This window comes from Streptomyces sp. CNB091, assembly GCF_000377965.1.
Window position 1 is genome coordinate 60,273 of record NZ_KB899005.1, and the last position, 24,868, is coordinate 85,140.

Genomic DNA, 24,868 nt, shown 5'->3' on the forward strand with positions numbered 1-24,868 from the left:
TCAGCGGGTACGGGCGGTTCGGCGGGCCGCGGTCTCGCGGAGCCGGTCCGCGATCGCCCGGCCGATGACCGCGAGCGGTTCGGGCCGGGACATCGCCCCGTGGTCGCAGGCGACGTCGACGGCGGTAATCCGGCCGCCGGTGTACGGACGCCAGTCGTGGACGGTGGGCCAGCCGGGGCCGCGGCCCTCGGTAGCGGTGAAGAACAGGAGGTCGCCGCCGAACGTGCGGGGGGTCAGGGCGTGCTGGATACGGGTGTTGTTCTGGAAGACGCGGACGATCGCGGTCAGCCGTTCGCGGTCGAGCCGGCCGAGCGCCGACTCGGCGTCGCGCAGGGCGGACAGGGTCCGGTCCAGGTCCGGCGGCCCCTCGCCCAGGTCCTCGGGGCGCAGTCCGGCGTGGGCGAGGAGCCCGGTGAGGACGTCGGCGAGGCCCGGGGCGTGGCCCTCGGCGCCCTCGAAGCGCGGGTAGGCGTCCATGACGGCGAGCAGGGCGACCTCCTCGCCCCGCTCCTCCAGCAGGCCGGCCATGGTGTGGGCGATCAGCCCGCCGAAGGACCAGCCGAGCAGGTGGTAGGGGCCGTGCGGCTGGACGGACCGGACGCGTTCCACGTACTCCTCGGCCATCTCCCGGGCGGTGCCGGGCAGCGGTTCACCGGAGGTGAGACCGCGTGCCTGGAGCGCGTGGACCGGGTACTCGCGGCCGAGGTGGGCGAGGAGGCCAGCGTAGGGCCAGCCGAGCCCGGCGGCCGGGTGGACGCAGAACAGCGGCGGGCGCTTCCCGGTGGCGCGCAGCGGCAGGAGCGGGCCGAGTCCGTCGTCGGCGCTGCGGGCGGCGCCGAGGTGTTCGGCCAGCAGGGCCGGGGTCGGGGCGCGGAACAGTGCCTGGACGCTGGTGTCGGTGCCCAGCACCTCCCGGATGCGGCCGGTCAGGCGGGTGGCGAGCAGGGAGTGCCCGCCGTGTTCGAAGAAGTCGTCGTCGATGCCCGTCCGCGCCACGCCCAGCACTTCCGCGAACAGGGCGCACAGCACTTCCTCGTGGGGGGAGCGAGCGGCACGTCCGGGCCCGGAGGCGGGGCGGGCGGGCGCGGGCAGCGCGGCCCGGTCCAGCTTTCCGTTGGGGGTCAGCGGAAGGGCGACGAGGCCGACGACGGCGGACGGACGCTGCGGCTCGGGCAGGTGGGCGGCGCAGTGCGCGGCCAGGGCCTCCTGATCGGGGGGGCCGCCGTCCGCGGTGACGGTGTAGGCGACCAGCCTGGGGCCCCCGGGCCCCTCGTCGCGGACGACGACGGCGGCGCGGGCGACGGAGGGGTGGGCCGCGAGGACGGCGGCGGTCTCCCCGGGCTCGACGCGCCGGCCGCGCAGCTTCACCTGGTCGTCCACGCGGCCCACGAACTCAAGGGCCCCGTCCGGCCTGCGGCGAGCGAGGTCGCCTGTGCGGTAGAGCCGGTCGCCGGGCTCGCCGTAGGGGTCGGCCACGAAGCGCTCCGCGGTCTGGCCGGGGCGGTGCAGATAGCCGCGGGCCAGCTGGACCCCGCCGAGGTACAGCTCTCCGGTCGCGCCGGTGGCGGCAGGGCGCAGAGCCGAGTCCAGGACGAGCGCCCGGGTGTTCCACACCGGCCGCCCGATCGGCACGGGCCCGGTGCCGATGCCGGGCGGGCAGGGCCAGGCCGTCACGTCGATGGACGCCTCGGTGGGGCCGTAGAGGTTGTGCAGGGGGACGCCGAGCGTGCGGCTGGTGCGGTTGACCAGATCGCGGGGCAGTTCCTCGCCGCTGGCGACGATCCGGAGCAGCACGGCGGCGCAGGCGGCGGCGCGGGCGGGGGGTTCCCCGTCGGGGCCCGGGGTCTCCAGGGCGTCGAGGAAGGCGTCGAGCATGGACGGCACGAAGTGGGCGGTGGTCACGCCGGCGCGTTCGATGAGCTCGGCGAGGTAGTGCGGGTCGCGGTGTCCGTCCGGGGCGGCCAGCACGAGTTGCGCCCCCTCGGCGAGCGGCCACAGGAACTCCCACACCGATACGTCGAACCCCGCCGGGGTCTTCTGGAGGACCCGGTCGTCCGCGGTGAGGCCGTAGGCGTACTGCATCCAGCGGAGCCGGTTGACGATGCCCCGGTGCGGCACGAGGACGCCCTTCGGACGGCCGGTCGATCCGGAGGTGTAGAGGAGGTAGGCGGGGTGGTCGGGGTGCAGCCCCGCGGCGCGCCAGGGGGCGGGGCCGTCCGACGGGCCTCCGCTCGCGTCGGCCGGGATGTGGGCGAGGCCCGGGGGCAGGGCGGCGGCCGGGCCGCCGGACGGGGTGACGACGGCGACCGGGCGGGCCTCCGCCAGCAGCAGGCTCAGGCGGCCGGGAGCGCCGTCGGGGTCCACCGGCAGAAACGCGGCACCGGTCTTCAGGACCGCGAGCAGGGCGACGACCAGCTCGACGGAGCGGGGCACGGCGAGGGCGACGATCCGTTCGGGTCCGGCACCCGCCGCCGCCAGCGCCCGGGCGAGCCGGTCGGCGCGCTCGTGCAGGGTGGCGTAGGTCAGGGTGCGGCCCTCGAATCGGACGGCGACCGCGTCGGGGGTGCGGGCCGCCTGCCGCTCCAGGATCTCCGGCAGCGTCTCGGCGGGCAGGGCGCGCCGGGGGCCCGTGCCGCTGGACAGCTCCCGGGCGAGCTGCGCGGCCCCGCCGGGATGGACGGCGGCCAGCGGGGCGTCGGCCGCCGCCGGGAGCGCGGTCAGCAGCGCGGTGAGCCGTCGCAGCACCGAGCGGGCCGCGTCGGCGGTGAACAGGTCGGTGCGGTGACTGAGGTTGAGCACCAGGCTGCGGCCGGGCAGCACCACCAGGGTCAGCGGGTAGTGGGTCGCGTCCTTGACGTCGATGCCCTGGACGGCGGCCCGGTCGCTCTCGGCGCGTAGCGCCGAGGCGTCCAGTGGGTAGCTCTCGAACACCATGAGGGTGTCGAAGAGGGTGCGCAGACCGGTGGTGCCGACGACCTCGCTCAGCGGCAGGTGCTGGTGGCCGGTGAGGGACGCCTGCTCGGACTGGAGCCGCTCCAGCAGCCCGGCGATGGATTCGGCCGGCCGTAGCCGCACCCGTACCGGCACGGCGTTGATGAACAGCCCGATCATGCCGTCCACTCCGGCCACCTCCGGCGGCCTGCCGGAGGTGATGGCGCCGAAGACCACGTCGTCCTGGCCGGTGAGGTGGCCGAGCAGCACTCCCCAGGCGGCCTGCACCAGAGTGTTGAGGGTGAGCCCGCGCGAACGGCACAGGGCGGTCAGGGCGGTCGTCTCCTCCTCGGACAGCCCGGTGCTCACGGTGCCGGGCAGCGCCCGCTGCTCCGGAAGGCCGGCGGGGGCGATCAGAGTCGCGGAGTCCAGGCCGTCCAGGGCCTGGCGCCACGCCTTGCGAGCGGTCTCCCGGTCGGTGCCGGCGAGCCACTGGAGATAGCCGCGGTACGGGACGGGGGCGGGCAGCCCCGTGTCCGCCCCGCCCGCCGCGTACAGCGCGAGGAGTTCACGTACCAGCAGCGACACCGACCAGCCGTCGAGGAGCATGTGGTGGTACGTGAGGACGAAGCGGGCCCTGTCCTTTGCCATCCGGACGAAGCGGCAGCGCAGCAGCGGAGCGCGTGCCGGATCGAAGCGGCGTACCCGGTCCGCGTCCGCGAGGGCGCGCACCCGCTGCTCCCGCTCGTCCGGCGGCGTCCCGGTCAGGTCCGTCTCCGTCCAGGGGACGGTGACGGCGCGCGGCACGACCAGCACCGGCCGCCCGGACCCGCTGAGCCGGAACGCCCCGCGCAGCTGGGAGTGGCGGCGCAGCAGGGCGGTCATGGCCGCGCGGAGGGCGACGGGGTCGGCGGGGCCGTCCAGGCTGAGGGTGAGCTGGACGTTGTAGACGTCGGTGGGGGTGTCGTCGGAGCCGCCGTCCTCCTCGGCGTAGAGGGCGTGGAAGAGCAGGCCCTCCTGGAGGGGGGACAGGGGCAGGACATCCTCGACCCGGGACTGGCTCATGGGCTGGGCTCCTCGTCGTGGGGTCCGGCATCGGGCCCGTCCTCGGACAGGTCGAACTCGTCCTCGAACAGGTCGATGTCGTCCTGGCTCAGCGAGACCAGGGGCAGGTCGGCGGGGGTGGCGACGGCTCCGCCCCGGCGGGCACGGGCCAGCAGCCCTTCCAGGGCCGTGAACCAGCGCCGGGACAGGTCCTGGACGTCCGCCTCGGAGAGCAGCGCGCCGGGCCAGGCCATCCCGACGTTCAGGACCGGGCCCCGGGGCCCGTCCTGCACCAGAGCGGTGATCTCCAGGGCGTGCGCGGCGGGCTGCTCCGGGTCGGCGCCGCCGCCGAGCGCGTCGGCGTCGTCGGTGAGCTGCCAGGGAGCGGGCGCGCCGGCGTCGGTGGCGGCCGCGGTGAACCGGCCGAGGTAGTTGAACCCCACCTGGGCGGCGGGGAACCGGGCCAGTTCCGCGCCCGGCCCGGGGGCCAGGTACCGCAGCACGCCGTAGCCGATCCCGCTGTCCGGGACGGCACGCAGCTGCTCCTTGACCCGGTCCAGCGCCCGGCCGAGGGTGAACCCGCCGGTCGCGACGTCGGCCGGGTCGAGGTCGCCCACGTCCAGCCGGACGGGGTAGATGCTGGTGAACCAGCCCACCGTCCGTGACAGGTCGGCGCCGGTGTCACCCTCCTCGCGGCCGTGCCCCTCCAGGTCCACCAGGACACCGCCGGCCGGCCGGCCGGCGGGCCCGGCTCGCCAGCCGGTGAGGGCGACGGCCAGCGCGGTGAGAAGGACATCGTTGACGCGCGCGCGGAAGGCGTCCGGGACGGTGGCGAGCAGCGGTCCGGTCACCTCGGCGGGCAGCTGGGCCGCCCACCGCAGGGTGGTGGCGGAGGTGTCGCGCCCGGGGTCGAGCGCGCGCCGGGTCAGCAGCGGGTCGCCGCCCGACACCTGGGCCCGCCAGTACGGCAGTTCCGCCAGCAGCGAGGGGTCCTCGGCGCGCCGCTCCAGCAGCTGCGCCCACTGTCGCACCGGGGTGCCGACGGGCAGGGGCCGCGGGGCGCGGCCGGCTGCCAGGTCCGCCCAGGCGGCCTCCAGGTCGGGCAGCAGGATGCGCCAGGACACGGCGTCGACGACCAGATGGTGGAGGACCAGGGCGAGCCTGCCCGGCCGCTCCGGCCCCGCGTCGAACCACACGGCCTGCGCCATCACGCGCTCCCGGGGCGCCAGACGTCCGACGGCCGCCTCGACGTGCTCGCGGATCACGGCAGCCGCGGCCCCCTCCGGGACCGCCACCTGCCGCACCAGGTCCTCCGGGGCCACGCTGCCGGGCTCCGCGATGTCCAGCTGCCAGGCGCCGTCCTCGGTGCGCAGCCGGGTGCGCAGCGCGTCGTGCTGGTCCAGCAGGGAGCCGAGCATCGTGGTGAGCCGCGCCAGGTCCAGGCCGGGCGGGGTGTGCACGACGGCGTACTGGCTGAACCGGTCGACCGGGCCGCCGCGTTCGGCCAGCCAGCGCACCACGGGCGTCGCCGGGAGCGGCCCCGCGGCCGGGACGGCGGGGAGGGCGCGGGCCCCGGTTGCGGAGGCGTCCGCGACCCGGGCCAGCCGGGCGATCGTCGGGTGTTCGAAGACATCGCGCACGCGCAGGGCGAGCCCCGCGCGGCGGGCCGCGCCCACCAGCTGGATGGAGCTGATGCTGTCCCCGCCCAGCTCGAAGAAGTTCGCCTCGGTCCCGGCCGCCGCCGCACCGAGGACGTCCGCGAACACCTGGGCCAGGATCTCCTCGGCGGGGGTACGGGGGGCTGTCCCCGCCCCGGCCGCCTCCGCGACCGGGGCGGGGAGGGCACGCCGGTCCAGCTTGCCGTTCGCGTTCAGCGGCAGGTTCTCCAGGACGACCACGGCGGCGGGGAGCATGTAGTCCGGCAGCTGTTCCGCGAGCCGGGCCCGCACCGCGGCGGGGGCGGGCTCGGCGCGGTGGCGCGGTACGACGTACGCCACGAGCTTCCCCTCGCGGACCAGGACCGCAGCGCGGTCCAGCTCCGGGTCGCGGCCGAGGGCGGCCTCGATCTCCCCCAGCTCGATCCGGAAGCCCCGGATCTTGACCTGCTGGTCGGCGCGGCCCAGGTGCTCCAGCGTGCCGTCGCCGCGCCAGCGGCCCAGGTCCCCGGAGCGGTACATGCGGGTGCCCGGGGCGCCATGGGGGTCGGCGGTGAAGCGCTCGGCGGTGAGCGCGGACCGGTGCAGGTAGCCGCGGGCGAGGCCCGCACCGGAGACGTAGATCTCCCCGGCCACCCCGGGTGCGGCGGGTCGCAGCCGCTCGTCCAGGACGTACAGTCCGAGGTCGGCCAGCGGATGCCCGACCGGGCTGCCGACCGCGGCGGGCGGGTCCTCCCGGCCCATCCGCAGGGCGGTGACGTGCACGGTGGTCTCGGTGATCCCGTACATGTTGATCAGGACCGGCGCGTCGTCGGGGTGCCGGGCGTACCAGTCTCGTAGACCGCGTGGATCCAGGGCCTCCCCGCCGAAGACGATGTACCGCAGCGCGAGGCGGCGGCCGGTGGCCGGGTCCTCCCGGTCCGCCCCCGAGAGCAGGTGGAACGCCGAGGGGGTCTGGCTGAGCACGGTGACCCGCTCGTCGGCCAGCAGCCGCAGGAAGTCCTCGGGCGAGCGGGTGACCTCCCCGGGGACGACGACGAGCCGGCCGCCGTGCAGCAGGGCTCCCCACAGCTCCCAGACGGAGAAGTCGAAGGAGCAGGAGTGGAAGAGCGTCCACACGTCGGAGGGGCCGAAGTCCATCTCCCGGCGGGCGGCGGTGAACAGGCGCACGGCGTTGGCGTGGGTGACCACCACGCCCTTGGGGCGGCCGGTGGATCCCGAGGTGTAGATCACGTACGCCGCGTGGTCCGGGCGCAGTGGCGAACGGCGGTCGGCGTCGGTGACAGGGGCGTCCGGCCACGCCGCCGGGTCCGTCAGCTCCTCCACCAGGCGGACGTCCGCCCCGGGCGGCAGCACCGGCCGGGTCGCCGCGTCGGTGAGGACCAGCACGGGGGCGCTGTCCGCCAGGGCGGAGGCCAGCCGCTCCGCGGGGGCCGTCGGGGACAGCGGGAGGTAGGCGCTGCCGGACTTGAGGATGGCGAGGATCGCGACGACCAGGGCGGTCGACGGGGGCAGCGCGAGGGCGACGATCCGCTCGGGCCCGGCACCGTGGGCGATCAGGGCCCGTGCCAGCCGGTCGGAGCGGGTGGCCAGCTCGCGGTAGCTGATCCGGTCCGTGCCCAGGGACACGGCCTCGGCGTCCGGGGTGCGGGCCGCCTGCTCGTCGAACCGGGAGGCGAGGGTGGCGGCGTCGGGTGCGGCAGCCGGGCGGGCCGCACCGCCCCACTGGTCCAGGACGAGCGCCCGGTCGGTGCCGTCCAGCACCTCCAGGGCCCCGATGGGCTGGTCCGGACGGGCCACGGCCGCCGCCAGCAGCCGGACCAAGGTGGCCGCGACCCGGTGGGCGGTGGCCGGGTCGAACAGCTCGGTGCTGTACTCGACGCTGCCCTCGATGCCACGCGCCTCGCCGTCCGGGCCCCGGGTCTCGTGCAGATGGATGGTCAGGTCGAACCGCGCCACCTCCACCGGAACCGGCTCGGCGTCGATCTCCAGACCGGGCAGCTCCAAGGCCGCGCCGGGGGTGTTCTGGAGTGCCAGCATCACCTGGAACAGCGGCTGCCGGGCCAGCGAGCGGCCGGGGTTGACCGCGTCCACCACCCGCTCGAAGGGCACGTCCTGGTGGGCGTAGGCGGCCAGGTCGGCTTCCCGGACCCGGGCCAGGAGCCGGGCGAACGACGGGTCGCCGGAGGTGTCGGTGCGCAGCGCCAGCGTGTTGACGAAGAAGCCGACGAGATCGTCCAGCCCCTCGTCGTTGCGGCCCGCGACCGGGGTGCCCAGCGGGATGTCGGTGCCGGCGCCGAGCCGGGTCAGGGTGGCCGCCAGCGCGGCGTGCATCACCATGAACAGCGTTGCCCCGTGCTGCCGGGCCAGGGCGGACAGACCGCGATGCAGCTCGGCGTCGATGTGCAGCGGAGCCCGTGCGCCGCTGCCCCCGGCCACCGCCGGACGGGCCCGGTCCACCGGCAGGGGGATCTCCTCGGGCAGCTCAGCGAGGGTGCGCCGCCAGAAGGCGAGCTGCTCGCCCGCCGGGCTCCCCGGGTCCTCGGCGTCGCCCAGGAACTCCCGTTGCCACAGGGCGTAGTCGGTGTACTGGACCGGGAGCGGCCGCCACGCCGGAGCGCGGCCGTCCTGCCGGGCGGCGTAGGCGTGTGCCAGGTCCCGGGCGAGCGGGGCCAGGGACCAGCCGTCCCCCGCGATGTGGTGCAGCAGCAGGACCAGGACGTGCTCGTCCCGGGCCACCGTGTGGAGCACCGCGCGCAGAGGCGGCTCGACGGCCAGGTCGAACGGGTGGCGGACCAGATCCGCCAGCAGCCCGGGAAGCTCCGCTTCGGTGGTGTCGACGGTCGTGAACGACGGCCGGACGTCCAGGAGGATCCGCTGTGCGGGCGTTCCGTCGGCCTGCCGTGGAAAGACCGTGCGCAGCGTTTCGTGGCGGTCCGCCAGATCGCCGATGGCCGCGCGCAGCGCCTCGGGCCGCACCGGTCCGCGCAGTCGCAGCGCCAGCGGGAAGTTGTACTCCGCGCTGGAGCCGGTCAGCTCCGCCAGGAACCACAGCCGCTGCTGGGCGAAGGAGAGCGGCAGGGTCGCGGGCCGGTCCATCGGGACCAGCGGTGCCCGGCCGCTGCGCGACCGGTCCGCCAGCCGGGCCAGGGCGGCCACGGTCGGCGCCTCGAACAGGTCGCGCACCTGGAGTTCGACGTCCAGGGCGGTGCGCACCCGGCTCAGGAGCCGTACCGCGAGCAGGGAGTGCCCGCCGAGGTGGAAGAACCCGTCGTCGATGCCGACCGAGGGCAGCCCGAGGACCTCCGCGAACAGCTCGCAGAGGATCTCCTCGCGCGGGGTGCGCGGGGCGCGGTGGGTCAGCAGGGCCGCGAGGTCGGGCTCCGGCAGCGCCGCGCGGTCGATCTTGCCGTTGGCCGTGAGGGGCAGGGTGTCCAGCACGACGAAGGCCGTGGGCACCAGGTGGGCGGGCAGCCTGGTCCGCAGCCGGGTGCGCAGGGTCTCCGTCAGCGATCCGGTGTCGCGGGACCGGGCGGGCGAGTTGACGAGCGGCTCGCCGACGCGGCCCGGCTCGTAACGGCCGTACGCGGGGCCCTCGGTGTCCAGGACCAGGTCCAGGCCGCCGTCGGAGCCCGTGCCCGACCAGGTGAGCGCGGTGGCGTAGCCGTACCGGGCACCCAGCTCCCACAGCTGCTCCGGGTCGGGTGCGGCCGGGGAGCCGGCGTACGTGTGCAGCAGGGCGTGGGCCTCGGCCGGTGCGCTGTCCGCCTCCAGCAGCCCGCGGGCGGCGTTCTCGCCCAGCAGGCGGGCGTTGGGGATGCCGGTGACGCGGAGCCGTGGCGGACGGTCGTTCTCCAGCAAGCGTTCGAGCGCCGGGAGTCCGTCGAGTCCGTCGAGGCCGTCGCCCCAGCCGAGCCGCTGCTCGGGGGCGGTCGTGGCCGGCGCCGGCGGGGGAGCGGTGTGCAGGACGACGTCGTAGCGGTGGCGGCTCAGCTCGTTGTGGCGGGTGGCCCGCTTGATCTGGAGGTCGACATGGCCGAACGGCTGCCCGTCGCCGCAGAGCCCGGCGAAGAAGTCCGGGTCGACGAGGAGTTCCTTCTCCGCCAGCACGCTCTGGTCGGCGAACCGGCGGACCCGGGCGGCGTCCCCGGCGTCGGTGAACCGCGTCAGCGCCACGGCGGTCCGCAGGGTGCGCAGGGTCCGCAGGTTGCGGACGTCGCCCAGGAACAGCTTGCCCCCCGGGGCGAGCAGGCCGGCGGCCCGGGTCAGCACGGTGCGGAGATACCCGGCGTCGGGGAAGTACTGGGCGACCGAGTTGACGACGACGGTGTCGAACAGCCCGGAGGGCAGGCCGTCGGTGACGTCGGCGGCCTGGGCGCGCAGGGTCACTTTCGCGGCGGTCTCCGGATCGGCGGCCAGCCGCTCGCGCAGCGCCGCGACGGCGGTGGGCGACAGATCGGTGCCCCAGTAGCCCGCGCAGCCGGGCGCCACCTCGGACAGGATCAGCCCGCTGCCGACGCCGATCTCCAGCACATGGCGGGGGCGCAGGGCGCGAACGCGGTCGGCGGTGGCCCGCTGCCACTCACGCATGTCGTCCAGTGCGATGGGCGCGTCGTCGTAGCTGCTGTTCCACCCGGCGAAGTCGCCGGCGTCGGCGGCCCCGGAGTACTGGGTCTCGAACGCCGTGCGCCAGTCGTCCAGTTGGCGGCGCGCGCTGTCGGCACCCGTCTCCTCGTCCGCACGCACCACATAGGCCACCACCCGCTCGGCGCGCGGTACCACGACGGCCCGGTCCACTTCCGGCAGCTCGGTCAGCGCGGCCTCGATCTCGCCGGGCTCGACGCGGAAGCCGTTCACCTTCATCTGGTGGTCGACGCGGCCCAGGAACTCCAGGGCGCCGTCCGCTCGCCAGGCCGCGAGGTCACCGGTGCGGTACATGCGGGTGCCGGGCGGGCCGTAGGGGTCGGCCACGAAGCGGTCGGCGGTCTGCCCCGGGCGGCCCAGGTAGCCGCGCGCGAGTCCGGACCCGGTGAGGTACAGCTCGCCCGCCACTCCGGGCGGGACGGGAGCGAGCCGGTGGTCGAGGACCCGGACGCCCGCACCGGCGACCGGGGTGCCCATCGGCGGGACCACGGCTCCGGAGAGCGGCCCGGTCGCGGTGGCGCAGACCGTGGCCTCGGTCGGGCCGTAGGCGTTCACCATGAGGTGGTCCGCGGACCAGGTGGCGGCCAGATCCGGCGGGCACGCCTCACCGGCCACCACGAGCGTGCTGCCCGCGGGCAGCGAACCGGGCTCCAGCACGGCCAGCGCCGAGGGCGGCAGGGTCACATGGGTGATAGCCCGCTCCGTGAGGAGCGCCGCCAACGGGGGGCCCGGCAGCAGCCGTTCGGCGGAGGCGAGCACCAGGGTGGCACCGGACAGCAGCCCCATGCACACCTCCCAGAACGCCGCGTCGAAGCTGGGGGACGCGAACTGGAGGACCCGGCTGCCGGGGCCGGCGCCCAGCCGCTCCCGCTGGGTGGTGAGCAGGCTGTGCACGCCCCGGTGGGTGACCAGCACGCCCTTGGGGCGGCCGGTGGAGCCGGAGGTGTAGATGGCGTACGCGGTCCGGTCCGGCACGGCCGGGACACCGGCCGGGGTGTCCGGGAAGCCGTCCAGGTCCGGCGGCAGCTCGTCCAGGACGACGGCCGGGCGGGCGTCCTCGATCATGTACGCGATGCGGTCCCGCGGGTAGCCGGGGTCCACCGGCAGATAGGCGGCGCCTGCCTTCCAGGCTCCGATGATGCCGACGACCAGGTCCACCGAGCGCGGCATCCGCAGCGCCACCAGCGACTCCGGTCCCACCCCCCGCCCGGCCAGCCAGTGCGACAGCCGGTTCGCGGCGGTGTCCAGCTGCCGGTAGGTCAGGGTCCGGTCCTCGTGGATGAGGGCCACCGCCTCCGGTGTCCGGGCGACCTGCTCCTCGAACAGCTCGTCGGCGGTGCGCGCCGGGGCCGCGGCCGGGCCCACGGCCCGGCCACCGGTCAGCAGCGCGGTCCGCTCGGTGGCGGACAGGAGGTCGACGGAGCCGATCGTCAGCTCCGGATCGGCGGCCACCGCGGTGAGCAACCGCACCAGCCGCTCCACCAAGGTGTCGACCGTCGCCCGGTCGAACAGGGCGGTGCTGTACTCGACCACCCCGTCGATCCCGGCGGGCCTCCCCTCGGCGTCGCGGTGCTCCATCAGGCTCAGCGCCAGGTCGAACTTGGCGACCTTGGCGCCGGGCGCGTCCAGCGCCACCTCGACGCCCGGCAGCCGCAGCTCCTCCAACGGCACGTTCTGGAGCGCCAGCAGGACCTGGAACAGCGGCTGCCGCGACAGCGAGCGCTCCGGGTTGACGACCTCCACGAGCCGTTCGAAGGGGATGTCCTGGTGGGCGTAGGCCGCCAGGTCGGCTTCCCGGACCCGGTCCAGCAGATCGCCGAAGGCGGGGTCGCCCGAGGTGTCGGTGCGCAGCACCAGCGTGTTGACGAAGAAGCCGACGAGGTCGTCCAGGGCTTCGTCGGTGCGGCCCGCGATCGGGCTGCCGATCGGCAGGTCGGTGCCCGAGCCGAGCCGGGTCAGCAGGGCCGCGAGCCCGGCCTGGAGCACCATGAAGAGACTGGCCCGCTTCTCCTGGGCCAGCGCCGCGAGTCCGCCGTGCAGCGCGGCGGGGATGCGGACCGGCGCCTCGTCGCCGGCGAAGGACGCCTCGGCCGGGCGGCTGCGGTCGGCGGGCAGCGCGATCTGCTCCGGCATCCCTGACAGCGCGGTCCGCCAGAAGTCGATCTGCCGGGCCGCGACGGACTCCGGATCGTCCTCGGAGCCCAGCAGCGTGCGCTGCCACAGCGTGTAGTCGGCGTACTGGACGGGCAGCGCCTCCCAGGCGGGCGCGCGACCCGCGGTGCGCGCGGTGTAGGCGGTGGCCAGGTCGCGGTTGAGCGGGCCCATGGACCAGCCGTCACCGGCGATGTGGTGCAGCAGCAGCATCAGCACGTGCTCCCGTGCGCCGAGCCGGAACAGCGTGGCGCGCAGCGGGGTGTCCGAAGCCAGATCGAAGGCGTGGCGCGCGGTCCGCGCGACGGCCTCCTCCAAGTCGTCGGCGGACAGCGCCACGACGTCCAGCGGCGGCGCGCCCTCGGCCGGGGCGAGAACGCGTTGCTCGGGCACGCCCGCCCGCTGCGGGAACACCGTCCGCAGCGCCTCGTGCCGGGCCACCACGTCGGCCAGAGCGGCCCGCAGGGCCTCCTCGTCGACGGACCCGGTCAGCTGGACGCTGCGCACGATGTTGTACGTCGGACTCGGCCCTTCCAGCTGGTGCAGGAACCACAGCCGGTTCTGGGCGAAGGAAAGCGGCACCGGCTCCGGGCGCGGCAGGGGGACCAGGGGCGCGCGGGCGGCGTCGGCGGCCCCCTCCTCTTCCGTCAGGGCGGCGAGCGCGGCGGGGGTGCGGGCCTCGAACAGATCGGCGATGGTCAGCTCGGTGCCGTGGGCGGTCCGCATCCGGCTCACCAGACGGGTCGCCAGAAGGGAGTGCCCGCCCAGCGCGAAGAAGTCGTCGTCCGGGCCGGCCGACGGCAGGCCCAGCACCTCCGCGAAGGCGGTGCAGAACCACTCCTCCGGCCCGGAGCGCGGAGCGCGCGCGGATGCGGTGACCGTCTCCGGGGCGGGCAGCGCCCGCCGGTCCACCTTGCCGTTGCCGGTCAGCGGCAGCCGGTCCAGCACCAGGACCGCCGCCGGGACCATGTAGCCGGGCAGCCGCTCGGCCAGGGCGGTGCGCAGGTGCTCCGGGTCGAGGGCGGCGCCGGGGGCCGGGACGGCGTACCCGACGAGCTGCTTGTCGCGGGGGCGCGGCTCGTGCACCACGACGCAGGAGCGGGCCACCCCGGCCAGCCGGGACAGGGCGTGCTCGACCTCCGCCGGTTCGATGCGGAAGCCCCGGATCTTGACCTGCTGGTCGGCACGGCCGACGAACTCCAGGACGCCGTCGGGGCGGCGGCGGGCCAGGTCCCCGGTGCGGTACATGCGCGAGCCGGGCGGGCCGAACGGGTCGGCGGTGAACCGCTCGGCGGTCTGCGCCCGGCGGCCCGGATAGCCGCGGGCCAGCCCCGCCCCCGCGAGGTACAGCTCCCCGGTCACCCCGTCCGGTACGGGCAGCAGCCCGGCACCCAGGACATGGGCCCGGCCGCCCTCCAGCGGACGGCCGACAGGCAGCGGGGACGGCACCGGGACCGCCGGGTCGACCGCGTGCCAGGTGGCGCCGAGCGTGGTCTCGGTGGGGCCGTAGAGGTGGCGCAGGGCGGTGTCCGGGCAGCGCTGCCGGACCCGCTCCAGGGCCGCGGAGGAGACCAGGTCACCACCGGTCCACACCTCGCGCAGCGCGGCGAACGCCTCGGGAGCCTCGTCGGCCAGCAGCCCGAACAGGCCGGCCGTCACCATGAAGCAGGTGACACCGCGCTCGGTGAGCAGGCCGCGGTAGGTGTGCACGTCCAGCTCGCCGGGGGGCGCGACGACGATCCGGCCGCCGGTCAGCAGCGGAGTCCACAGCTCGTAGGTGGAGATGTCGAAGGCGTACGGGGAGTGCAGCAGCACGCTCTCCCCGGGGCCCGCACGCCAGCAGCCGTCGAGTGCCAGGGCCAGCACATCCTCGTGGGTGATCCCGATCGGCTTCGGCTCCCCGGTCGAACCCGAGGTGTGCATGATGTACGCCAACTGGCTCCCGTGGCCCGGAGCGGCGGCGGAGCAGGCCCCCTCCGGCCACTCCTCCGCGGGGCCGTCCGCCAGGAGCTCGGCCCCGTCGTGCGCCGGCGCGAAGCGTGCGCGCGTCGCCCGGTCCGTCAGCAGCACCGCGGCGCCGCTCTCCTTGCAGATCAGCTCCATCCGCTCGACCGGGAAGCCGGTGTGCAGCGGTACGTAGACGCCTCCGGCCTTCAGCACGGCCAGCGTCGACACCACCAGTTCCGCCGAGCGCTCCTGGAGGACCGCCACCGGGGTCTCCGGGCCCACGCCCAGCGCGGTCAGCCCGCGGGCCAGCCGCTCCGCGCGGGCGTCCAGCTCGGCATAGGTGAGGTGCTGCCCCTCCTGGCTGACGGCGACGGCACCGGGAGTGGCGGCCACCTGCCGGGCGAAGGCGTCCTGCACGGTTCCGACGGGCGGGTGGCCGGAGCGGGCGGGGGCGGCCGACCCCGCGACGAGCCGCGCCGACTCCTGCGGCGTCAGCAGGTTCAGCCGGGACGCCGGGCGGCGCGGATCGCGGCCCGCCTCCTCCAGCAGCCCGCGCAGCCACCCCATGAGGTCCGCAGCCAGGTCCCGGCCGACCAGGTCCGTGCGGTACACCAGACGGAAGCCCAGTTCGTCGCCGGGGATCGCGGCCAGGGTGAGCGCGTAGTGCGTGGAGTCCCGGCTCCGCGCCCCGGAGATGCGCAGCCCCCCGGCGGCGGGCAGGCTCGCCCGGTCCAGCGGGTAGTTCTCGAAGACCAGCAGGGAGTCGAAGAGGTCCCCGACGCCCACCGCGCTCTGCACCTCGGCCAGGCTGACGTGCTGGTGCTCCATCAGCGTGGACTGCTCGGCCTGGAGCCGGGCCGACAGCTCCACCAGGCTCTCGCCGGGCCCGACGCGCAGCCGGACCGGCACGGTGTTGATGAAGAGGCCGACCATCGACTCGATGCCCGCGAGCTCCGGCGGGCGTCCCGACACCGTGGCGCCGAACACCACGTCGTCCCGGCCGGTGAGCCTGCTGAGCAGACTGCCCCAGACCCCCTGGACCAGAGAGTTGAGGGTCAGTCCATGACGCCGGGCCTGCTCCGAGAGCGCCCTGGTCGCCTCCGCCGACAGCTGGAACTCCACGCTCCGCGGCAGCTCCCGCACCGGCCCCTGGGCTCCCGTCGAGATCCGGGTCGGCTCGTCCACTCCCTCCAGCGCGGCCCGCCAAGCGGCCAGCGCCGCGCCCCGGTCCCGCCCTGCCAGCCAGGCCAGATAGGTGCGGTAGGGCACGGCGGGCGGCAGCGCCGCTCCCCGCGCGGCGTACAGCTCCATCAGCTCGTGCAGCAGCACCGACAACGACCATCCGTCCAGCAGGGCGTGATGGTGCGTCAGAACGAAGGTGTGGGAGTCGGGGCCACGCCTGGCGAGCGTCGCCCGCATCAGCGGTGGCACGGCGGGGTCGAAGCGCCGACCGTGGTCCTCACCGGCCAGCTCCGCCATCGCCCGCTCCTGCTCGTCGGCGGGCAGCGTGGCGAGGTCGGCCTCCCGCCAGGGCACCTCGACGGAGGCCGGGATCACCTGCACGGGGCGGCTCACCTCGCGCTGCCAGAACCCCGCGCCGAGGTTCGGATGACGGGCCACCACCGCGTGCAGCGCCCCGCGCAGGGCGTCCGCGTCCAGCGGCCCGTCCAGGTCGAACAGCAGCTGTACGTGGTAGGCGTCCGGGGCGTCCTCGTCGTACAGGGCGTGGAACAGCAGCCCTTCCTGGAGAGGGGTCAGCGGCAGGATGTCCGAGATCGCCGGGCGTTGCGATTGCGTCGTCATGGGGTCCTCCAAGCGGCCTCGAGGCGGTCGATCTCTTCCTGGCTGAGCGTCACCAGCTCCAGGTCGGACGGCGTACGGCCGCCCGCGTCAGCCGTTTCGGTGTGGCGCACCAGGGCGCCGAGCGCGGCGAACCACAGCTCGACGAGCTCGCGCGCGGCGTCCTCGCCGAACAGGTCGCCGGGCCAGGAGCAGGTGGCGAGCAGCCGGGGCCCGCCGGGTTCGTCGCGCGTCAGGCAGTTCACCTCCAGCGCGTGGGCGGCGGGCATGGCGGCGTCGGCGCCACCGGAGAACGCGTCCCCGTCCGCCGAAAGCGACCAGTCGGCGCCGGAGTCCGCGCCGAAGCGGCCCAGGTAGTTGAAACCGGTCTCCGGCCGGCCGAAGCCGCGCAGGGCGGCGGACCCGGCCGCGTCGACGTACCGCAGCAGGCCGTAGCCGATGCCGTGGCCGGGCACCCGGCGCAGCTGCTCCTTGACCGCCTTCAGGGCGACGCCGAGCGCCGGTCCCGCGGCGGTCACCTCGTTCCAGTCCACCGGGCCCGGGTCCAGGCGCACCGGGTAGACGCTGGTGAACCAGCCGACGGTGCGCGACAGGTCGGTGCCTTTGACGATGTCCTGCTCGCGTCCGTGCCCCTCCAGGTCGAGGGTGGTCGCACTGCCCGTGCCCCGGCCGTGCCGTCGGCGCCACTCGGCGACGGCCAGGCCGAACGCGGTGAGCAGGACGTCGTTGACCCCGGCGTGGAACGCGGCGGGAACCGTGGTCAGCAGCGGGGTGACCACCTCGCCGCCGAGGCTCAGGGTCAGGGAGCGCAGTGTGCCCTGGGTGTCCCGCGCCGGGTCCAGGCGGCGCCCGGCCAGCGGCGGGCCAGGCTCCGCCAGGACGGCCTTCCAGTACGGCAGTTCGGCGGCCCGGGCCGGACTGCCCGCCTCGTCGGCCAGCAGCCGGGCCCAGTGCCGGAAGGAGGTGGTGGGCGGTTGCGGGCGGGGCGGGTGGCCCGCGGACGTGTCCTGCCAGGCCTGCGCCAGGTCGGCCAGCAGGATGCGCCACGACACCCCGTCCACCACCAGGTGGTGGACGACCAGCAGCAGCCGCCCCTGGGACAGCGGTCCGCGGTCGAACCAGACCGCCTCCACCAGCCGCCCGGACCACGGGTCCAGTCGGGCCGGCGCCGCAGCCGTCCGCTCCGCCACCAGCTCGGCCAGCTCCTTCGGGCCCAGCCCGCGGGCGTCGGCGTACTCCAGCAGCCGCGCGGCCGGGACGGCCGGTTCACCGGCCACCTGCCAGTCCCAGCCGGATCCGGTGGCGGTGAGCCGGGAGCGCAGCACCGGGTGCTGGGTGAACAGCGAATCCAGCACGGTGACGAGCCGCCCGGCGTCTGCGCCGGCCGGTGCCGTCAGCAGCATCGACTGGTGGAACGCGTCGACGGGGCCGCCCTGTTCGCGCAGCCACGCCACGACCGGGGTCAGCGGCACCCGCCCCGTCGGCACATCGTCGGCCCGTACCGCGTCGGCCGCGCCGGTCCGTGCCACGGCGGCCAGGCCCTCCACCGTGCGGTGCCGGAAGACCTCGCGGGGGGTGATCCCCAGCCCGGCCCGCCGGGCCCGGCTGACCAGCTGGATCGACATGATGCTGTCGCCGCCCAGGTCGAAGAAGCCGACGTCCGCGCCGACCCGCTCCAGCCCCAGGACCTCGGCGAACAGCGAGCAGAGCAGCTCCTCGAGCGGGGTGCGAGGCGGCCGGCCCCCGGTGGCGGAGACCTCCTCGGGCGCCGGAAGCGCCCGCCGGTCGATCTTCCCGTTGGCGTTGAGCGGCAGCTCGGGCAGGACCAGCACGGCCGCGGGCACCATGTACTCCGGCAGCGTCTCCGCCAGCCTGCGGCGCAGTGCCGCCGGATCGAGCTCCGCCCCCACCGCGGCCGGCACCGCGTAGCCGGTGAGCGTCCGCACCCCGGGCCGGTCCTCGCGCAGCACCACCGTGGCGCGGGCGACGGCGGGATCCCGGACCAGTGCCGCCTCGATCTCGCCCAGCTCCACCCGGAAGCCGCGCAGTTTCAGCTGGCCGTCCGCCCGGCCCAGGAAGACCAGGGAGCCCGCGCCGTTCCAGTGGACCAGGTCGCCGGTGCGGTACATCCGGGCGCCGGGTTTCCCGTGCGGGTCGGGGACGAACCGCTCGGCGGAGAGGCCCGGCCGGTGCAGATAGCCGCGGGCCAGCCCCTCCCCGGCGAGGTACAGCTCGCCCGTCACCCCGGGCGGGACCGGCGCCAGCCGCTCGTCCAGGACGTAGGCGCGCATGCCATCGAGGGGGCGGCCGATCGGCACCGCGCCCTCGGGAGGCCCGCCGAGCGCGCGGAGCGGTTCGGCGGTCGCGAAAGTGGTGGTCTCGGTGGGCCCGTAGACATGGACGACCTCCGCCTCCGGGCAGGTCTCCAGCACTCGCCCGATGGCCGAGGCGGAGGCGAACTCGCCGCCCGTCCACACCTCCCGGACTCCGCGCAGCGCGTCCGGGCACTCCTCCGCCAGCACGTTGAACAGAGCGGTGGTCAGGAACACCGAGGTGATGCGCTGTTCGACCAGGAGGTCCCGGAGCACCTGAGCGTCCAGCTCGCCCGGGGGCGCGACGACGACCCGGCCGCCCTGGACCAGCGGCACCCACAGCTCGTACGTGAACGCGTCGAAGGCGTGCGGTGAGCGCAGCAGCACCCGCTGCTGGGCACCGCTCTGCCAGGCGTGATCGGCGGTCAGCTCCAGCACGTTGCGGTGGGTGACGGCGACGCCCTTGGGCACCCCCGTGGAGCCGGAGGTGTACATGACGTAGATGAGCTGGTCCGGGTGCACGGCCGGAACGGCGGACGGCCCGGCCGGCTCGTCCCCGGCCCCGGCCAGCGGCACACCCAGCGCCTCGGCCGCCGCGCGGCAGGCGTGGTCGGTCAGCACCAGCGCCGCCCCGCTCTCCGTGACGATCCCGCGCAGCCGCTCCGCCGGAGCGGTCTCCTGCAACGGCACACAGGTCCCACCGGACAGCGCGACGGCCAGGGTGGCGACGACCAGTTCCGTGGACCGCTCCATCAGCAGGGCGACCGGCGCCTCGGCTGTCACCCCGCGCTCCACCAGCACCCGGGCCAGCCGCCCCGCCCGGTCGGCCAGGGCGCGGTAGGTCAGGTCCGCGCCCCTGTCGGTGACCGCGACGGCGTCCGGGGTACGGGCCGCCTGCTCCAGGAAGCGGGCCACGGGTGTGGCGTCCGCCGCCCGGACCGGGGCGCCGCCCGTGCCCCAGCCGGACAGCAGCTTCTCGCGCTCGTCCGCCGCCAGGATCTCCAGCTCCGCCACCGGCCGGCCGGGCGCCGCGGTCGCCGCGTCCAGCAGCCGGGCCCACCGGTCGGTGAACGTCCGCACGGTCGGGGCGTCGAAAACGTCGGTGCTGAACTCCACGAGCCCGTCGAGCCCGGCGGGCCGCCGCTCCTCGTCGAACCGCTCGTACAGTGCCAGCGACAGGTCGAACTTGGAGCTGCCCGAACCGATCGGCAGCTCCGACGCCGTCAGCCCCGGCAGCTCCAGGGTCTGTTCCGGCATGTTCTGGAGGGCGAGCATCACCTGCACGTACGGCAGCCGGGACAGCGAACGTTCCGGTCCCGCCATGTCGATCAGCCGCTCGAAGGGGATGTCCTGGTGCTCGAAGGCGGCGAGGTCCGCCTCCCGCACCCGGCCCAGCAGCTCCGCGAAGGACGGTGCACCGGACACGTCGGTGCGCAGCACCAGGGTGTTGACGAAGAACCCGATCAGGTCCTCCAGCCCCTCCTCGGTACGCCCGGCCACCGCGGTGCCCACGGAGACGTCGGTACCTCCGCCGAGCCGCGACAGCAGGGCTGCCAGCCCCGCGTGCAGCACCATGAACGGGGTCACCCGGTGCGCGCGTGCGGTCTCGTCGATCCGCCGGTGCAGCGCGGCGTCGATGTGGAGGGACATCAGCTCGCCGCGGTGGCTCTGGGCCGCCGGACGCGGCCGATCGGTCGGCAGGTCCAGTTGTTCGGGCAGCCCGTCCAGGGTGCGTCGCCAGAAGTCCAGCTGCCGGTCGGCGGTGGCCCCGGGGCTCGAGTCGGCCAGCAGTTCACGCTGCCACAGCGCGTAGTCCGCGTACTGCACGGGGAGTTCCGCGAAGTCCGGCGCCCGGCCCGCGGCCCGCGCCGTGTAGGCGGTGCCCAGGTCCCGGGCGAGCGGCGCCAGCGACCAGCCGTCACTGGCGATGTGGTGCAGCAGCACCAGCAGCACGTGGTCCGTCTCGCCCAGCGTGAACAGGGCGGCGCGCACAGGTATCTCCGTCGCCAGGTCGAAGGGGTGGCGGGCGGCGGCGGTCAGCGCGCGGACCAGCTCCTCCTCGGTGGTCCGCTCCCGGTGCAGCTCCACCCGCGCCGCGTCCGCCGGCAGGACGTGCTGGTACGGCAGCCCGTCGGTGTCGGGGAACAGCGTGCGCAGGCTCTCGTGCCGGGCCACCAGGTCGTCCAGCGCCGCGCCGAGCGCCGCCCCGTCCAGCTCCCCGCGCAGCCGCAGGGCCCACGGGACGTTGTACGTCGCGCCGGGCCCGTCCAGCCGGGAGAGGAACCACAGGCGTTGCTGGGCGAAGGAGAGCGGCAGCCGCTCCTGCTCCGCCGGTTCGTTGCCGCCGGTCACCGGGTGCTCCCCTCGGACGCGCCGCCGGCAGCCCCGCCGCCGGGTGGGCGAAGCGCCGCCGCGACGACCTTCCCGACCGCCCCGAGAGGTTCCGGCTGGCTCATGTGCTCGTGCCTGCTGGCGATCTCGTGGACCTCGACGGGCCCCTTCATGTGGGCGAACCACAGCTCCTCGGCCGTACGCTCCAGCGGTTTGCCGTCCGCGCCCAGCGTCGGGCGGAAGAAGAGGGCCGGCCCGTGGAACGAGCGGGGCCGGTGCTCGATGAGCAGCTTGAGGTTGTTCTTGTAGATGTCTATGAGCGCCAGCAGGTTGTACTCGCCGAACAGGGCGAAGGGGCTGTTGCGTTCGCGCAGCACGGTGGCCACGAACTTCGCCTCCAGCGTTGTGCCTTCGAGCGTCGACATGTCGTAACCGGTCGACTCCACCGCCGCCGCGAAGAACTCCTGGTCGGTGGGGATCGGGTGGTCGGCCGTGTCGATCGGGTAGTCGCCCATCACCGCGAGCAGCGCGACCTCCTCGCCCTGCTCCTCCAGCAGGACGGCCATGGCCTGGGCGACCACACCGCCGAAGGACCAGCCCAGGAAGTGGTAGGGCCCCTTGGGCTGCACGGCCCGGATCTGCTCCAGGTAGTCCGCCGCCATCGCGTCGATCGTCGGGGGCATCTCCTCGGGGCGGGCCAGGTTGCGCGGCTGGAGGCCGTAGATCGGCCGGGACGCGTCCACGTGCTTCATCAGCCCGGAGTAGATCCAGCTCGGGCCGCCGATCGGGTGCAGGCAGAACAGCGGGTCGCCCGTGCCGCGCGAGCGCAGCGGGATCAGCACGTCGAACGCGGACTCGGAGGTGTCGACCCCGGTGCGCTGGGTGATCTCCGCGACCGTGGGGTGGTCCACCAAGGCGCGGAACGACAGCTCGATGCCGAGCGTCTCGCGGGCCCGCACGATCAGCTGGTTGGCCAGCAGCGAGTGGCCCCCCAGGTCGAAGAAGCCGTCGTCGATGCCGACCGACGGCAGACCGATCAGTTCGGCGTACAGCTCGCAGAGGATCTCTTCCTGCGGGGTACGCGGACCCCGCCCGCGTACCACCGCCTCCGGCTCCGGCTCCGGCAGCGCCCGCCGGTCCACCTTGCCGTTCGCCGTCAGCGGCAGCTCCGTCAGGGTGACCAGAGTGGTGGGCACCATGTGGTCGGGGAGCACCGAGGCCAGCTCGCGGCGCACCGCGACCGGATCGATGGACTCCTCGCCGGCCGGGACGGCGTAGGCCACGAGCCGGTCGTCCCCGGCCGGCCCGCGCCGTACGGTGACGACGGCCGAGGCCACCGGGGCCAGCCGGGTCAGGGCTGCCTCGACCTCGCCCGGCTCCACCCGGAAGCCGCGCACCTTGACCTGGTCGTCCGCGCGCCCCAGGAACTCCAGCGTCCCGTCGGGGCGCCTGCGCACCAGGTCCCCCGTGCGGTACATCCGGCCGCCCGGCTGCCCGGAGCGGGCGCCGGAGACGTCGGCCACGAAACGGGCGGCGGTGGTGGCGGGGGCACCGTGGTAGCCCGATGCCACCCCACTGCCGCTGAGGTACAGCTCGCCCGCGAGGCCGTCCGGCACCGGGTGCAGCGCGGCGTCCAGCACCTGGGCGCGCGTGCCGGCCAGGGGCCTCCCGATCGCCGGGTTCCGCTCCTCGCCCGCCGGGACCTCGTGGGCGGTGGACCAGATCGTCGTCTCGGTGGGCCCGTAGACGTTCACCACGCGGCGGGCAGCCGCGGTGAGGCGTGCGGCCAGCGGGCCGGGGAGCGCTTCGCCGCCCGTCAGGACGGTCAGCCCGGCCAGGCAGCCGGGGTCCTCCGCCAGGACCTCCTGCCACAGGGTGGGCGTCGCCTGCATCACGGTGATCCCGGAGCCGCGGAGATCGCGTGCCAGCTCGGCGGGCCTACGGACCCGGTCCTCGGAGGCGATCACCGTGGCGGCCCCGGCGAGCAGCGGCAGGAACAGCTCCAGACCGCTGATGTCGAAGGCGACGGTGGTGACGGCGAGCAGCCGGTCCGCAGGTGCGAGGGGCACGTGCAGGGCCATCGCCGCCAGCAGACTGTCCAGGTTGGCCCGGGAGACGGTCACGCCCTTGGGCTTCCCGGTGGAGCCCGAGGTGTACAGCAGGTATGCGGGCGACGCCGGGTCGAACGGCGTCCCCTCCGGCGCGGTGGCCGGGGCGGCGGAGGCTCCCGCGACGGCCCCGGAGCCGTCCAGCAGCAGCCGCTGTCCGCCACCGGGAATCGCGCCCGCCACCCTGGAGACGGTGATCAGCAGCACGGGGTCGGCGTCGGCCAGCACATGCGCCGTCCGCTCGGCAGGGAACGCCGGATCGACCGGTAGGTAGGCCGCCCCGGTCCGCAGCACGGCCAGCAGTGCCACCGGCAGGCTCGTGCCGCGCGGCAGCGCCACCGCGACGGTCTGCCCGGGACGGGCGCCTCGCTCCCGCAGCACCCCGGCCAGCCGGTCCGCCCGTTCCGTCAGCTCCGCGTAGCTCAGCTCCCCGTCGTCGGCGACGACGGCCACCGCGTCCGGTGTGGCCGCGGCCTGCCGCGCGATCCCCTCGGACAGCGGTACAGGTGGGGCTTCGAGGGCGTCGGCACACCCGGCCCGCTCGGTGCGCTCCTCTTCCTCCGGGCTCAGCAGCCCGATCCCGCCGACCGGCCGGTCGGCACCGAGGCCCGCGAAGGCCTCCAGGAAGCGCCCGAAACGGCGGGCGTGCCCGGCGATCTCGTCCTGGGTGTACGCGTCGGCGTTCCCGTCCACCTCGATCTCGACGACCCCGGCCCGGCTGAACACGTTGACGGCCAGGTCTTCGACGGGGCCGTTGGACAGGTTCCTGGTCTCGGCGGTGCAGGGCCCCATCGTGAGGCCGCCGTCGAGTTCCTGGATGTTGACGACCGGGCCGAAGAAGCGGCGGTCCGTGCTCGTCAGCCCGAGGTCCCGGCGCAGTTCCTCGGCGCGGTACCGGTGGTGGCGCAGCACTGTCCGCATCTCGCGTGCGGTGGCCGCGACGAGGTCCCCCACCGAGGTGCCGGGCGTGGCCCGCAGCCGCAGCGGGACCATGTTGGTGAGCATCCCCGGGGTACGCCGTGAGACGCCGCTGGTGCGCCCGTGCACGGGCAGCGTGAGCAGCACCTCGGCCCGGCCCGCGCACCGCTGGACGTACGCGCCGGCCGCCGCGGCGACCACCTGCGCCCAGGAGGCGCCCAGCCGTGAGGCCGCGGCGTGCAGCAGCGCGGCGCGCTCGGCCCGCAAGGTCACGCCGCTGCGGTGGAAGGCGCGGACACCGCCGGCGGGGCGGGCGGCGAGCACGGTCGGGGTGAAGCCGTCGGAGAAGTACCCGGCCCAGAACTCCCGGGAGGCGGTCCGGGCGTCCGACGCCTGGTACTCCGCGTCCTCGGCCAGCAGCGGCTCCACGGCCAGCTCTTCCCGCTCCGCCTCCGCCGAGCCGGAGACCAGTGCGGTGTACTCCGCCGCGACCTGGCGGGCCATCAGCCATACGGCGAACCCGTCGAGGGCGATGTGGTGGTACAGGTGGCACCACAGATGGCGGTCGTCGGCGGTGCGCACCAGCGTGGAGCGCAGCAGCGGTTCGCCGGACGCGAGGTCGAAGGGGCGGGCCACCTCCGCGCGCAACAGGGCTTCGGCGGACGCCGCCGGATCGGCCTCGCCGCGCAGGTCGACCACGCGGGTCACGGGCTCCCCGGCCCGCACCGCGACCTCCTGGCGCGGTCCGTCCGCGGTCACCACCACGCGCGTCCGGGCTGCCTGCGCGGAGGCGACGGCACGGTCCACGGCCTGTCCGAACAGCGCGGTGTCCAGCGGCCCGTGAAGGTCGACGCAGTCGCCGGCGGTGTACGCCGGGCTGTCCACATCGAGCTGCTGGGCGAACCACACGCCTGCCTGGGCGGCCGAAAGAGGCAGGGACTTGGACATGCGACACCTCGGTCAGACGAATGGATGGGCGATGCGGCCCACCATAGGCAGCCATTTCTTTTCCGATAACCCCCTACAG

General features: G+C 75.2%; 4 protein-coding genes. All 4 read right to left on the bottom strand.

Going from position 1 to position 24,868, the window contains the following annotated elements; genetic code table 11:
- From D581_RS0126410 to D581_RS01000000137770, 4 genes are read right to left on the bottom strand one after another with little or no spacing between them, the layout of a single operon-like run.
- Entirely contained in the window at window positions 1–3,996 is a 3,996-nt protein-coding gene (locus D581_RS0126410; RefSeq protein ID WP_018960190.1) for a non-ribosomal peptide synthetase, read from the bottom strand.
- Entirely contained in the window at window positions 3,993–16,175 is a 12,183-nt protein-coding gene (locus D581_RS01000000137760) for a non-ribosomal peptide synthetase (RefSeq protein WP_051114643.1), read from the bottom strand. Before D581_RS01000000137760 ends, D581_RS0126410 begins: the two co-directional genes overlap by 4 nt.
- Entirely contained in the window at window positions 16,172–20,836 is a 4,665-nt protein-coding gene (locus tag D581_RS1000000141375) for a non-ribosomal peptide synthetase (protein ID WP_018960192.1), read from the bottom strand. Before D581_RS1000000141375 ends, D581_RS01000000137760 begins: the two co-directional genes overlap by 4 nt.
- Window positions 20,833–24,789, bottom strand: a complete 3,957-nt coding sequence (locus D581_RS01000000137770; protein WP_018960193.1) for a non-ribosomal peptide synthetase — start codon at window positions 24,787–24,789, stop codon at window positions 20,833–20,835. Before D581_RS01000000137770 ends, D581_RS1000000141375 begins: the two co-directional genes overlap by 4 nt.
- Between the last annotated feature and the right edge of the window lie 79 nt (window positions 24,790–24,868).

What these genes read in the sequence shown, in the direction of transcription:
- D581_RS0126410 (WP_018960190.1), bottom strand. Translation starts at nt 3,996, where the DNA reads ATGAGCCAGTCCCGGGTCGAGGATGTCCTGCCCCTGTCCCCCCTCCAG.
- D581_RS01000000137760 (WP_051114643.1), bottom strand. Translation starts at nt 16,175, where the DNA reads ATGACGACGCAATCGCAACGCCCGGCGATCTCGGACATCCTGCCGCTG.
- D581_RS01000000137770 (WP_018960193.1), bottom strand. Translation starts at nt 24,789, where the DNA reads ATGTCCAAGTCCCTGCCTCTTTCGGCCGCCCAGGCAGGCGTGTGGTTC.